Below are 14,455 nucleotides of genomic sequence, written 5' to 3'. Positions count from 1 at the left end.
CTTCCTCCCTTGGGCATCGCGGTTTTTTTGGTTCTGGATACTTCCGTGGGCCCCATTTTACGATCAGACCCGAATACCCATCCCGATCTGATGCAAGTGTCCTCCTGTCAAAACGGCACATCTCCGGCCTGATCAGCTCCCATCAGGAACCGACCGACAATCTTCTTCGTCCCGGCCTTGTCGAACGTGACCTCCAGCTTGTCGCCTTCGATGGCAATCACAGCGCCATAGCCGAACTTGGTGTGGAACACGCGATCATCGACGGCGAAGGCCGAAACGGCGTTGGCATCGATGGTCAGGTTCCTGGCCTCCGATGGCTGCATCGTCGGGCGCGCCGTGTTCGATTGCAGGCGTCGCCAGCCCGGCGAGTTATAGACGTCGGCCTTGGCGGCCTTGGCGGGCATGTCAGATTCGACGCCGCCGGACATTGCATCGTGTTGTGCCTCGGCCATCGTGTTCGTGCCGAAACCGCCACCGTAGAGACCGGGGGGTGTCAGCACCTCGACGTGCTCGGCGGGTAGTTCGTCGATGAAACGCGATGGTAATGCCGATTGCCACTGGCCATAGACGCGGCGGTTGGCGGCAAAGCTGATCGTGCAGATTTCTTCGGCGCGGGTGATGCCGACGTAGGCCAGCCGCCGCTCCTCCTCCAGTCCCTTGACGCCCGACTCGTCCATCGAGCGTTGCGATGGAAACAACCCGTCTTCCCATCCGGGCAAGTAGACGACCGGAAATTCAAGCCCCTTGGCACCGTGCAGGGTCATCAGGGTGATCATCGGCTCGGACTGGGATTGTTCGTTGTCCATGATCAGCGAGACGTGTTCGAGGAAACCTTGCAGGTTCTCGAACCCCTCCAGCGCCTTGACCAGTTCCTTGAGGTTTTCGAGGCGACCGGGGGCTTCGGGCGTCTTTTCGTTCTGCCAGAAGGTGGTATAGCCGGATTCGTCGAGAATCTCCTCGGCCAGATGGATGTGGTCGCGTCCGTCGAGCAGTTCCGACCGCCAGCGATCAAAGCCTTTGACGAGTTCGTCCAGCGCCTTGCCGCCCTTGCCGCCGATGGTCTTGGACAAGACACAAAGCCGCGCGCCTTCCAGCAAGGACACGCCGTTCGTCCGGGCCATGACCTGAATCGTCTGTTGGGCCTTGTCGCCCAAGCCGCGTTTGGGCGTATTGACGACGCGTTCGAACGCCAGATCGTCGTCCGGTGACACGACGACGCGGAAATAGGCCATCGCATCACGGATTTCGAGACGCTCGTAGAAGCGTGGTCCGCCGATGACGCGGTAGGGCAGACCGATGGTCAGGAAGCGGTCTTCAAAGGCGCGCATCTGGTGCGAGGCGCGCAGCAGAATCGCCATGTCATCGAGCGAAAACGGGTCGAGACCGCGTGTCCCGCGCGCGAGGCTTTCGGCGTCTTCACCGATCCAACGCGCTTCCTCGTCCCCGTCCCAGTGCCCGATCAGGCAGACCTTTTCGCCCTCCTCTGCTTCGGTCCAGAGGGTCTTGCCCAAACGTCCCTGGTTGCCCGCGATCACCGCGGAGGCGGCGGCGAGGATGTGGGGGGTGGAGCGGTAGTTCTGTTCGAGGCGGATGATTTCCGCACCCTCGAAGTCCTTCTCGAAGCGCAGGATATTGCCGACCTCGGCCCCGCGCCAGCCATAGATGGATTGGTCGTCGTCGCCGACGCAGCAGATGTTGCGGTGCCCCCCGGCGAGCAGCCGCAGCCACATGTACTGGGCGACGTTCGTATCCTGATATTCGTCGACGAGGATGTATTTGAACCATGCGCGGTATTTGGCCAGAATGTCGTCATGGGCCTGAAAGATGCCGATGACATGCAGCAACAGGTCGCCGAAATCGACGGCGTTCAGGGTCAGCAGGCGATCCTGATATTCGCGGTAGAGCACCACCCCCTTGCCGTTGAAGGCCTCCGCCTCATGCGCGGGGACCTTGTCGGGGGTCCAGGCGCGGTTTTTCCAATGGTCAATGATGCCCGCCAGCATCCGGGGTGGCCATTTCTTCTCGTCGATCCCGGTGGCGATGATGAGCTGTTTGAGCAGGCGTAGCTGATCGTCGGTGTCGAGGATTGTGAAGTTGGATTTCAGGTGCAGGTCGCGCACCTCGCCGTTCACCGGGATCTTGCGCCCGACCAGTTCGGCGTGACGGCGCAGCAGCTTGACGCAGACCGAATGGAAGGTGCCAAGCCACGGCATGCCTTCGGCCACCTGTCCCATCATGCCACCGACCCGTTCGCGCATTTCGCGCGCGGCCTTGTTGGTAAAGGTCACGGCGAGGATTTCGTTCGGACGCGCCTGCCCCGATGCCATAAGATGCGCAATTCGCGCGGTCAGGGCGCGGGTTTTGCCCGTGCCCGCCCCGGCCAGCATCAGAACCGGACCGTCGAGCGTGTTGACAGCCAGCAATTGCGCCGGGTTCAGCCCATCCATGTAGGGCGCGGGCCGGGCCGCCATCGCGCGCGACGACAGGCTGGCGGATTCAAAGGCGTCGGAATCGTCAAAATCATTCATGCGGGATGAATAGAACGTGCATGCCCGCGAGGGAACCCCGTGTTCGTGTTGCGTTCTGCCTGCGCCGATATCGGCATATCGAACTATCCTGCAGTCGCGAGGGGGATCTTAATGGAACATCTTGCGGAACGGTCGGCGCCTGTCCGACACACGCAGTTGCCGCGCCGCAGCGATGCCGTTACCACTTCGTCATCCACAGACCCAGGGGACATGCAGATGGCCGACTTCAAGAAAATCCTGATCGCGAACCGGGGTGAAATCGCCATCCGCGTCATGCGCGCGGCCAACGAGATGGGCAAAAAGACCGTCGCTGTTTACGCCGAAGAGGACAAACTGAGCCTGCACCGGTTCAAAGCGGACGAAGCTTACCGTATCGGCGAAGGGCTGGGCCCGGTCGCGGCCTACCTGTCGATCCCTGAAATCATTCGCGTGGCCAAGGCGTCGGGGGCGGATGCGATCCACCCCGGATATGGGTTGTTGTCGGAAAACCCCGTGTTTGTGGATGCCTGTGCCGAGAATGACATTACCTTCATCGGTCCCAGAGCCGAAACCATGCGGGCACTCGGCGACAAGGCCAGTGCCCGGCAGGTGGCAATCGCGGCAGGCGTGCCGGTGATCCCGGCGACGGATGTGCTGGGTGACGACATGAAGCTGGTGAAGAAACAAGCTGCGGAGGTCGGCTATCCCCTGATGCTGAAGGCCAGCTGGGGCGGCGGCGGGCGCGGAATGCGTCCAATTCTGTCCGAGGACGAGCTGGAGGAGAAAGTGCTGGAGGGGCGTCGTGAAGCGGAGGCCGCGTTCGGTAACGGCGAGGGATATCTGGAGAAGATGATCACCCGCGCTCGCCACGTCGAAGTGCAGATCCTGGGCGACAGTCACGGCAACATCTATCACCTGTACGAGCGTGATTGTTCGGTTCAACGGCGCAACCAGAAGGTCGTGGAGCGCGCACCTGCCCCGTATCTGTCGGAGACGCAGCGCGATCACATCTGTTCGCTGGGCAAGAAAATCTGCGAGCATGTGAATTACGAATGCGCGGGCACGGTCGAGTTCCTGATGGATATGGACTCGGGCGAGTTCTATTTCATCGAAGTGAACCCCCGCGTTCAGGTCGAACATACTGTGACCGAGGAAGTCACAGGCATCGACATCGTGCGCGCGCAGATCCTGATCGCCGAAGGCAAATCCCTGACCGAGGCGACGGGCGTCGCATCGCAGTATGATGTCACGCTGGACGGCCACGCAGTACAATGCCGGGTTACAACCGAAGACCCGCAGAACAACTTCATCCCTGACTATGGCCGTATCACGACCTATCGCAGTGCCACAGGCATGGGCATCCGTCTGGACGGCGGCACGGCCTATTCCGGGGCGGTTATCACGCGATACTACGATAGCCTGCTGACCAAGGTAACGGCCTGGGCCCGCACGCCCGAGGCGGCGATCAAACGGATGGACCGGGCGCTGCGCGAGTTCCGCATCCGGGGTGTCAGCACGAACATTCCCTTCGTCGTGAACCTGCTGCAGCACCCGAAATTCCTGTCCTACGATTATTCCACGACCTTTATCGACACGACGCCCGAGTTGTTCGATTTCAAGGTGCAGCGTGACCGCGCCACCAAAATCCTGACCTATATCGCCGATATTTCCGTCAATGGTCACCCCGAGACCGAAGGTCGGCCGCGGCCCCACGCCGACATCCGCGCCCCCAAGGTGCCACCGCAACTTGCCGATACGCCGCCTGCTGGCACAAAGCAGATCCTGGACCGTGATGGGGCCAAGGGACTGGCCGACTGGATGTTGTCGCGCGACCGCCTGCTGCTGACGGACACGACAATGCGGGACGGGCATCAGTCTCTGCTGGCAACGCGGATGCGATCGATCGACATGGTGCGCGCGGCCCCGGTCTATGCAAGCAACCTGCCGCAGCTTCTGTCGGTGGAGTGCTGGGGCGGCGCGACCTTCGACGTAGCCTATCGGTTCCTGCAGGAATGTCCGTGGCAACGTCTGCGCGACCTGCGGGCAGCGATGCCGAACATCTGCACCCAGATGCTTCTGCGGGCGTCGAACGGCGTGGGATACACCAACTATCCCGATAACGTGGTACAATCCTTCGTGGCGCAGGCCGCTGAGACGGGTGTGGATATCTTCCGCGTGTTCGACAGCCTCAACTGGGTCGAGAACATGCGCGTCGCGATGGATGCGGTAATTGACACGGGCCGCGTCTGCGAAGGGACGGTCTGCTATACCGGCGACCTGCTGGACCCGGACCGTGCGAAATACGACCTCAAATACTATGTCGACATGGCCAGACAACTGGAGGCGGCAGGGGCGCATGTGCTGGGTCTGAAAGACATGGCCGGACTTTTGAAGCCTGCCGGCGCGCGCGTGTTGATCAAGGCATTGAAGGAAGAAGTTGGCATTCCAGTCCACTTTCACACGCATGACACGGCGGGCATCGCCAGCGCCACGATCCTGGCCGCGACCGAAATGGGCGTGGACGCAGCGGATGTGGCGATGGACTCGTTTTCGGGCAACACCAGTCAGGCAACCTTCGGCACCATTCTGGCCGCGTTGCAGGGCAACTCCCGCGATCCGGGGCTTGACAAGGACGCCGTGCGGCGGATGTCGGATTACTGGGAAGCCGTTCGGGCGCAGTATCTGGCGTTCGAGAGCGGCATGCAGGCGCCGTCGTCAGAGGTTTACCTGCACGAAATGCCGGGCGGGCAGTTCACCAATCTCAAGGCGCAGGCCCGGTCCATGGGACTGGAAGAGCGCTGGCACGAGGTCGCACAGATGTATTCGGACGTGAACCGGATGTTCGGTGACATCGTGAAGGTCACACCATCGTCCAAGGTGGTGGGTGACATGGCATTGATGATGGTGGCGCAGGGCCTGACCGTCGATCAGGTGGTGGACCCGAGCTTCGAAGTAAGCTTTCCGGAATCGGTCATCGACATGATGCGCGGCAATCTGGGGCAGCCCCCTGGCGGCTGGCCCAGGGATTTGCAGAAGAAAGTGCTGAAAGGCGAAAAGCCACTGACCGAGCGGCCGGGCAAGCACCTGCCGCCAGCCCCGCTTGAAGAGATGCGCAAGGAGCTGTCGAACAGGCTGGATCAGGAGATCGATAACGAGGATCTGAACGGCTATCTGATGTATCCGAAGGTCTTTACCGATTACGCAGAACGCCATGCGACCTATGGTCCGGTGCGCGCCCTGCCGACGCCGGTGTTCTTTTATGGAATGGAGCCGGGCGACGAGACACATGCCGAAATCGACCCCGGCAAGACGCTGGAAATCCGTTGCGTTGCACGGGGCGAGACCAACCCCGATGGCGAGGTCCGCGTCTTTTTCGAACTGAACGGCCAGCCGCGAACGATCCGTGTGCCGGATCGCGGCGTTGCAGGCACTGCGGCCAAGCGGCCCAAAGCGGCGGTTGGGAATGCCGATCACATCGGTGCGCCGATGCCCGGCGTCGTGGCGTCGGTCGCGGTCACGGTCGGGGCAAAGGTGAAAAAGGGCGATCTGCTGTTGACGATCGAGGCGATGAAGATGGAAACCGGCCTTCATGCGGACCGTGACGCCACCGTTGCCGCGCTGCATGTCGGCCCCGGAGCGCAGATCGATGCGAAAGACCTGTTGGTAGAGCTGGACTGAGACGTCGTCTGGCGGCGGAGGAAACGATCACGACAGTTTACCATGAATTGTTCGCCAACTCGATCTCAACCGCCCCAATTCGGCCGTGAAAAGTTCGTCTGCATGCCAGAAGTTGGGGCTATCAAAGATGACAGCCTAATATGAATCGAGTACTGCCATGCGTACGAATGTTGCCCATTTCCGTAAATTCCTCCGCAATTCGCGTGGGGCCGTCACAGTAGATTATGTGGTACTTGCGGCTGCCGTCACTGCCGTCGGCCTGTATTCCACCGACATCATCGGGGTCGGGATGCGATCGCTCGCAGGAACCGTCGACGAGGAACTGAGCGGGACATCGACCGATACGGTCGTAGGCCTGCAATACGCGTCCGGGTTCGACAACGGGTCAGAAGGCTGGTCCGGTGCCACAGCCCAGGAAATGAACGGTATCGGCAATGTGCTTGGACCAATCGAGAACACGAGCGGTCTGCCCGGCGTGTCCCGCGACTTCGCAATCGATCCGAATGCAACCGAAGCTTCGTTTGCTTTCGACCTGTATGCCATGGACGACTTCGATGGCGATACCGGCACCGTCTTCATCGACGGTCAGGCCGTTGGCAGCGTGACCGTCGATCAGGGCGTTCCCACCTTCACCGCAGCCAGCGATCTTGCCGAACGCGGTATCATCATCCGTTATACTGAAATCGATAAGGCCGTGAACCTGGGTGGAAATCCGGACAGAGTGGATGCCATGTCCAATATCTCCATCACGGTGAAGAACCTGCAGGAAAATCCGCGCGAGAACATCAACTTCGGTTTCGGGTCGGATGCCTCGGCTGGTGCGAATAACGAATATTTCGCAATCGACAACTTCACGGCAACGGGTCTGGCTGACTACTGATCCCGCTGTATCGGGGACGGACGAAACATCCGTACCGACATCGGCGCGAAGCACATATCTTTTCGCCGAAGCGTTGGTTTTTCCGCTTGCACCGACGGTCCGGTTTTCCTATCTGACCCACATTGAAGAGGGCGGGCGTAGCTCAGGGGTAGAGCATAACCTTGCCAAGGTTAGGGTCGGGCGTTCGAATCGCCTCGCCCGCTCCAAAATAACCGAATACCCACGGTTAATCAGACAAGGCCGCCTCCGGGCGGCCTTTCTGTTTTGGGGGGTGACATACGAAGACTGATTAGGGTTCAGTCGAACCGCTCGACTGTATGTTACCGAAAGCTTGAATACGGAACTGGGTTTCTCGGGCACGGTCTGTTGTTTCAGGCATTGGCAATTGGCACGGCCGATCATCAGATCCAATCGCAACAGTCGCATATTACTGCCAGCATGATGCACGATCATCGGCCCCCCAAGGTCCTCAGGGGGCCGGAATCGTTACTCTCCCAAGCCGATCCGCTTGATGAAGTCGCGATGGCTTTGGACGATGGCAGCCGTTTCAGGCGTCTTTTCAGCCCACTCGGACCAGGCATCCTGCGCCGCAGCACGGAACGTGGCGCGATCCTCCGCCGACCAATCATAGACGACGACCCCCTGATCGGGCAGCGTCGCCAATGCCTCGCCGTTCTCGACCAGCGTGTTCATCATCAGGTCCATCGCCATGGCCCGATGCGCCGTCTCGATGATTGCCTTGTGCGCGTCCGGGATCGCGTCCCAGACCTCGGTCCGACATGCCAGATGGTCCGCAGACATCGAATGGAAGCCCGGATACGTGGTGTGCTTGGCGATGTCGTAGATGCCCAGCCCGACGTTGTTGGCCAGAGACGAGGCATCGGCGCCGTCGATGATGCCGGTTTCCAGTGCGGTGAAGATTTCGGTGAAATCCATCACGATGGGCGATGCACCCAGCTTGGCGAAAATTTCCGATTCCATCCCCGGAGGCGAGCGGAACTTGAACCCCTCCAAATCCGCGGGCCCGTTCAGCGGACGTGTCGAACTCAGCGATTCCTGCCCGCCGACAGCGGCCCCGATAAAGGTCATTCCAAAAGGATTATAGAGCGCATTTATCTGTTCCCGCCCGCCACCGACGTTAACCCAGGCTTGATATTCCAACGGTGAGTCATAGCCACCCATGGTGTCGGCGACAAACTGGAACGCCGGGTTCTTGCCGGTCTGATAGCTGCCGTTGGTCATGTCGCAGTCAAGGATGCCGGTCGCGGCGGCGTCGAACGTCTCGGCCGATTTCACAACCGAAGCCGAGTAGAACATCTCGATCTCGATGTCGCCGCCGGACATGCGGGTTACGTTTTCGACAAAGTCGGCGATCATCCGGCCCGATGTCGATTCGGGTGCCTGATGGTTCTGAATGCTGAGTTTTGTCGTCTGCGCCGCAACGCCTCCCGCGGATAGCACAAGGCCGATGGCCGTGGCGGCCGCCAAACTATGTCTGGTCATGTTGAAGTTCCTCCCTTGGTATGAAGCATACGCACCATTCACTATCGGGGCGATGCAGGTTCGGACGGCAGGACGCCGCCCAATTCGTCGTCCACGTAAATCTGGATGATTTCGCGGAACGAGGTTTCAGCCTTGAAGCCCATGTCGCGGGCACGGGCAGTGTCGAGGTCACGTGGCCATCCGGCGACGATTCGGGCGATTGTCTCGTCGGGCTGACGTCGGATGTGGGCGACGGCCCCGTCACCCGCGACCGCGCGCAGCGCCGCGATCTGGTCGCCTACGGTGGCTGATACACCCGGCATCGTCAGGTTGCGCGCATGACCCAGACGCGCCGTATCCATGCTGGCAGCGTGTTCGATGAAGCCCACGGCGGCACGCGGGCTGGCGTGCCAATGGCGGACGTCGTCCGGGACAGGCAGCACTGCGTCCTGTCCGTTCAGCGGCTCGCGCAGGATTCCCGAAAAGAAACCGGAGGCCGCCTTGTTCGGCTTGCCCGGTCGGATGCAGATCGTCGGAAAGCGGATGCCGACTCCGTCGAGAAAACCGCGCCGCGAATAATCGTCCAGCAGCAACTCGCCTATCGCCTTCTGGGTGCCGTAACTGGTCAGCGGCGTCAGGTGGAAGTCATCGGGGATACGGTCCGGAAACGGCGCCCCGAAGACCGCCAGCGACGAGGCGTAGACGACGCGCGGGACATAGCCTTGAGTCAGCCGGATGGCGTCGAACAACATCCGCGTGCCGTCAAGATTTATGCGGTAGCCCTTGTCGAAATCCGCTTCCGCCTCGCCCGAAACGATGGCGGCAAGATGGACCACCACATCGGGCTGGTCCGCGATCATGCGCTCTGCCGTGCCACCCTGGGACAGATCCACGGCCATTGCCCGACGCTCACCGTCGAAGTCCGTCGCCGCTTCGGGTTCGATCACGTCTGCCAGGGTCAGTACGTCGACCTTCCGATCCCCGATCATTCCCGTCGCCGCGACTTTTTCGGCCAGCTTGTGACCGATCATCCCAGCCGCGCCGATTATCAACAGGTGCATATCAGTCCTCCACCCGAATCCGCACCACGGCAAAGCCGTCGAGCGTGATTGGGCCCTCATGTTTCGTCAGATTGTCCATGTGATCGCGCGCGCGGGCTGCCCCCGCGAAACTGCCGGCATCCAAGACGGCGACTGTTAAGCGTCCCTGCCCCGCGATCGTCACCGTCGTGGGGTCCGCCCCGGTATTGGCGAGCCAGATTTCAGTCGCATCGGAAACGCGCAAAGCCAGGCCCGTCACCGGATCGGCGGGGCGCAGGTTCAGCGACAGGATCGGCACTTCCCGCTGGTGGGCCAACCCGCGCAGAACGTGAAATACCGGGTAAAGCCCGCCGTCGCCATCGTACCACGGTTCCGGATCGTCGGTCGGCGACGACAACACGCCGAACGGGCCGGTCGGTGCGCCCAAAGCGATGCCTGCCGCGCCCCCCCGCGCAAAATCGGCGATATATCCCAACGCCCAGGCCGCCCCCAGCAGGCCACGCTGGCGCGGATCGTTGCGGTTCATCGCCTGGCGGATATTGTTCGGATTATCCTTTGCCGATGCGCCATAGGGATTGTCCCGCACACCGATGGCCGACGGCCCGACCGCCCATGGTGTGTCCGCGGAAATGGCGTTGACCGATGCGACAATGGCCGGATGCGCCTCGCGCGTTTCCATCACCGACCGATCATCGCCCGCGTGCACCATCGGAGACGTGGTGAAACCGATCAGATCCAGCTCGTCCAGCGGTGGCCGCTTTCGGTTGAGTTCGGTGAAATAGCTGAACATACCTCCGCCGATACGAACGCCCGGAAATGCCGTGCGGGCGGCGGCGTAGAGCGTTGCTGCATCGGGCGCGGGCGGCCAGACCGATCCCGGCAACGTGCATTTCAGATCGGGCGCAGGCGACAGCAGTATCGTCCCGAATGGACGGTTCACGGCCTTTGCAAGCGCACCTAGGGCGCTCACCTCGGCCACAGCCCCAGCATCATCCGTGGCCGTTATTACGGCCTCCAGCCACGGCTCCGCGCCGATTGCAGTTGCTGCCTCAAGTTGGCGTTCCAGCGTGGCGCGGTCGTGCCCGGCGCGCGGGTCGTGGTGCAGCACCAGATAAGCGGGCCCCAGATCGCGAACCGCATCGGCGGCACTCAGTGTTGTCTCGGCGTTCTCGGGCCGAAGGCCCAGCCCCAGCGGCGGCATGCGCCCGACAGTCACGCCCGGAGTCAGCATCAGCACACCGCTGGCATCCGCCGTCGCTATCGCACCGGAGACGGTCACCGTGATTGTCTGGTCGATGATTTCGCCCGGCTCGATCCGATATGGCCACGGTAGCGCCAGCGGTCGCACATATGTCTTGTAGGAGGCATCGGTCCAGTTCCGCTGATCCTCCATCTCATAGGTGTCGCCCTCCATCAGGGTGTCGACATGCAGGCCGCCGGGTGTGGTGTGAGCCAGCGCGCGCAGGCCCATCATCGGCTGCACCGGGTCGATGATCTCGGGAAAAACCGTTTCGACCGTCATGCCGTCGGTATGGGTGACCGTCACCGGCGCACCGGCGATGCCATCGATCGGGTGAAGGATGACGAAGCCGGTGCGATTGGTCAGGAACCCGCTGTCCGTACCGCCCCGTCCGTGGAAGGTCAGCGTGCCGTCCGCCCGCCCTTCGATCCGCGCGTCATAGGCAAAGGCCTGATCGGCGTCGCCCGCGACGGCATGCAGCGTCACGACGAAGCGATCCGCCTCTTCCGTCACTTTCAGCCCGGAAATCTCGGGATTGTAGGTGCCCCAATCCTTGTCGCGCACGATGAAGGATACGGCACGCAGCACTTCTTCTCCGTCCCAGCGAATATAGCGCAGGTTGCCGGCCTCCAGCTCCGCCGAGAGCTTTCCTGCGCGTAGCACGCGCGGCGGCCTAATTGCTTCCTCGGTTCCATAGAGCGCAATGGCCCGCGATGGATTGTCCGTCATCCCCCTACCCCCGTGCCGACCGCATGTTGATCAGCCGTTCGGCCAAAAGTGCGATGATTATGATCGACCCGATGGCGGTGCCCTGCCAGAATGGCGACACCCCCATCAGGTTCAAACCGTTGCGGATCATCACCATGATCAGCACCCCAAGCAGCGTTCCGATGATCGACCCGCGCCCGCCATATAGACTCGCCCCGCCGATCACGACGGCGGCGATGGCATCCAGTTCCAGCCCGTTACCCGCGAGCGGATCGGCGGACATCACCTGCGCCAGACTGAACGTCACGGCCACCGATGCCAGCGCACCGGACACCACGTAGGGCAGGATCGAATAGACCAGCGTCGACAAGCCTGCCGCGCGCGCTGCCTCGACGTTCGACCCGATGGCATAAATGGTGCGTCCGCCCTTGGTGTAGGTCAGATAACCCCAGGCTGCGAGATAGAGCGCCAGCAGGAACAGAACGTTCGCCGGGATGCCAAGGAACGTGGAATAGACGATTGCGTCCAGATCGGGTGGCAGACCCGAGATCGACCTCTGCCCCGACAGGATGAACGACAGGCTGCGCCCGATCGCCATGATCCCCAGCGTGACAACGAAGGGTGCCAGCCCGAATACCGCGATCAACACGCCGGAGAACAGCCCGATCCCCGCCCCCGCCGCGACCGCAACCGGCACCGCCAGAACGATCGGAATCGCCTTCAGCGCCAGCGCCAATACGATGCCCGTCAAGCCGAACACCGCGCCCACCGACAGGTCGATGCCCCCGGTCAGGATGACAAAGGTCATGCCTACCGCAACGATCCCGATTACGACAGACTGGTCCAAAATGTTGAAGATGTTCCGTTCCGTCAGAAAGTACGGTGACGAGAGCGACAGAATGATCGCCAGCAACAGGGCCAGCCCCAGCATCCGGAATTCCAGACTGCGGACAATCCCGCCCAACGGGTTGGGACGGCGCGGCGTCGGGATGGTGTCAGTCATGCGGTCTCCTCCTCGGGGCCACGGGTCAGGGCACGGACGCGGCCACGGATTCCATCCGGCGGTGGCGGCGGCACGTCCCCCGGCAATGTCAGCCCGATCCAACCCAAATCGTGTCCGCGTCGGTCGGTCATCTGCACCAGAAGGGTTTGTCGCTGGCCGTCGGCCTCGGTCACAAAGACCCCGTCGCGCGCTGTCAGGGCTGCGGGAATATGCGTCTTCTGCGCCTCCGCCGCCTGTCCGGGGACCAGGCCTGCCAGCTCCGCTCCGGCCTGCGCCAGACAGATGATGCCGTCACCGTCCAACAGCGTCCAGAAAGCATCGCCGCCGTGTTCCCGCGCCAGGTCGCGCAGAAGCGCCTGATTGCGTGCAGTCGAGGTGCGCGGCGCGGCGAGCAGTGTCAGCTTTTCCTCGGTCAGGCGGTCGGCGGGCAGATCGGCGATGGTGATGCCATCGCTGACGACGATGATCCGTTCGCAGATGCCCAGCAATTCCTCGAAATCCGACGAGATCACGATCACCGCCAGACCGGCGTCAGCCGCGTCCTGTAACATCCGGTAGACCTGTGACCGGGTGCCGATATCCACCCCCTTGGTCGGTTCGTCCAAGATCAGGATTTCCGGTTCGGTCAGAAGCCAGCGGGCGATGATGATCTTCTGCTGCATTCCGCCCGAAAAATTCAGAAGGCTCTGATCCAGCCGGTCAGCGGGCAGGCCAAGGTCGCGGAGCAGATCGGCCACCCGGTCGGCACGCTTGCCGAAGCCGCGTCCGAAGCCGCTATGCTGCCCCATCTGCGCCAGCATCAGATTCTCCCGCACACTCATGTCGGGGACGATGTTCTGGGCCCGGCGGTCTTCGGCGACGAACCCGATCCCCGCCCGCACCGCATCGGCGGGGCGGCGCAGCGGCACTGCCTGCCCGCGCACAAGGATTTCGCCCGCCTGACGGGCGCGCAAGCCCCAGATCGCCTCGACCGCCTCGGACCGCCCGGCCCCGACCAGCCCGCCCAGACCGAGAATTTCGCCCCTGCGGACTGAGAACGACATGTCGCGGACCCAAGGCATCGCGCGCAATCCGCGCACCTCGAACACAGTCTCGCCGATACTTTCAGTCGGCGTGCGCGCCGAATAGATCGCGCCGATGTCACGGCCAACCATATGCTGGATGATGTCGCCCTGAGTCAGGGTCGACGTGGCGATATCCTCGGCGACGCAATGCCCTTCACGCAGGACTGTAACGCGGTCGCAGATCGCAAAGACCTCCTCCAGCCGGTGCGACACGAAGGCCAGCGCCCGGCCGCCGTCGCGCAACCGTGCCATGATGTCGAACAACCGATCCACCTCGGTCGCGGACAGGGACGCCGTTGGTTCATCGAAGATCACCAGCCGCGCGTCCAGCGCCAGCGCCTTGGCAATCTCAACCAGTTGACGCTGCGCCGCCGACAGCCCGCGGACTTCGGCGTCGAGCGGAAGGACATGCTCGTGGCCCAGCATCCGAAGCAGGTCGTTCGCCTTGGCCCGCATGCGGGCGAAAGACAGACGTCCCGGCGTCGCCAGATCGGGCAGGAATATGTTTTCCAGAACCGTCAGATCGGGTGCCAGTGACGTCTCCTGCGCCACAAGCGCGATACCTCGGCGCAATGCTTCGCGCGTCGACGTCAATGTCAGCGGTTCCCCGGCAAAGCGAACCTCGCCGCCCGATGGCTGGATATGGCCCGAGATGATCCGAGACAGGGTCGATTTGCCCGCGCCGTTGGCACCCAGCAGACCCACCACCTCACCGGGACGCAGGGTCAGCGCCGCATCGCTCAGCGCCTGTGTTCGACCGAACGCCTTGGAGACGCGGCGGGCGGTCAACAGCGCTTCGGCGCGGGTCTGGGCATTGGATTGAAGCATCAGATTCCGGATCGGCAATGGACCG

At 62.3% G+C, this 14,455-nt stretch carries 8 protein-coding genes and 1 tRNA gene; 3 read left to right on the top strand and 6 right to left on the bottom strand.

Going from position 1 to position 14,455, the window contains the following annotated elements; genetic code table 11:
- Positions 1 to 107: 107 nt before the first annotated feature.
- Positions 108 to 2,528, bottom strand: coding sequence for an ATP-dependent helicase (locus tag BMY38_RS09120; RefSeq protein WP_092762091.1), 2,421 nt, complete (start codon positions 2,526 to 2,528; stop codon positions 108 to 110).
- Positions 2,529 to 2,744: 216 nt separating this feature from the next.
- Between BMY38_RS09120 and BMY38_RS09115 the strand changes: the two genes are divergently transcribed.
- From BMY38_RS09115 to BMY38_RS09105, 3 genes are all read left to right on the top strand, one after another.
- On the top strand, positions 2,745 to 6,185 hold the full coding sequence (locus BMY38_RS09115) for a pyruvate carboxylase (protein ID WP_092762660.1): 3,441 nt from the start codon (positions 2,745 to 2,747) through the stop codon (positions 6,183 to 6,185).
- A gap of 157 nt (positions 6,186 to 6,342) precedes the next feature.
- Positions 6,343 to 7,065: a hypothetical protein gene (locus BMY38_RS09110; RefSeq protein ID WP_092762089.1), complete on the top strand. Its 723-nt coding sequence runs from the start codon at positions 6,343 to 6,345 to the stop codon at positions 7,063 to 7,065.
- Between the two features lie 131 nt (positions 7,066 to 7,196).
- Positions 7,197 to 7,271 (top strand) — tRNA-Gly (locus BMY38_RS09105).
- A 280-nt stretch (positions 7,272 to 7,551) separates the two neighbouring features.
- Here the strand turns inward: BMY38_RS09105 and BMY38_RS09100 are convergent.
- From BMY38_RS09100 to BMY38_RS09080, 5 genes are read right to left on the bottom strand one after another with little or no spacing between them, the layout of a single operon-like run.
- The gene (locus BMY38_RS09100) at positions 7,552 to 8,568 is read right to left on the bottom strand and encodes a TRAP transporter substrate-binding protein (RefSeq protein WP_092762087.1); all 1,017 of its coding nucleotides are present in this window, start codon (positions 8,566 to 8,568) and stop codon (positions 7,552 to 7,554) included.
- Between the two features lie 41 nt (positions 8,569 to 8,609).
- Complete coding sequence (gene denD, locus BMY38_RS09095; RefSeq protein ID WP_092762086.1) at positions 8,610 to 9,608, bottom strand: D-erythronate dehydrogenase; 999 nt, start codon at positions 9,606 to 9,608, stop codon at positions 8,610 to 8,612.
- A gap of 1 nt (position 9,609) precedes the next feature.
- Positions 9,610 to 11,556 (bottom strand): D-apionate lactonase family protein, encoded by a 1,947-nt coding sequence (locus BMY38_RS09090; RefSeq protein WP_092762084.1) that lies wholly within the window; start codon positions 11,554 to 11,556, stop codon positions 9,610 to 9,612.
- A 4-nt stretch (positions 11,557 to 11,560) separates the two neighbouring features.
- Positions 11,561 to 12,538, bottom strand: a complete 978-nt coding sequence (locus BMY38_RS09085; RefSeq protein ID WP_092762082.1) for an ABC transporter permease — start codon at positions 12,536 to 12,538, stop codon at positions 11,561 to 11,563.
- Positions 12,535 to 14,430 carry a sugar ABC transporter ATP-binding protein gene (locus BMY38_RS09080; protein ID WP_092762080.1) on the bottom strand — a complete coding sequence of 632 codons (1,896 nt, stop codon included), beginning with the start codon at positions 14,428 to 14,430 and terminating at the stop codon, positions 12,535 to 12,537. Before BMY38_RS09080 ends, BMY38_RS09085 begins: the two co-directional genes overlap by 4 nt.
- Positions 14,431 to 14,455 lie beyond the last annotated feature (25 nt).

Source organism: Jannaschia helgolandensis, from assembly GCF_900109285.1.
Taxonomy (GTDB): domain Bacteria; phylum Pseudomonadota; class Alphaproteobacteria; order Rhodobacterales; family Rhodobacteraceae; genus Jannaschia; species Jannaschia helgolandensis.
This window is presented reverse-complemented; position numbering and strand designations above follow the sequence as displayed.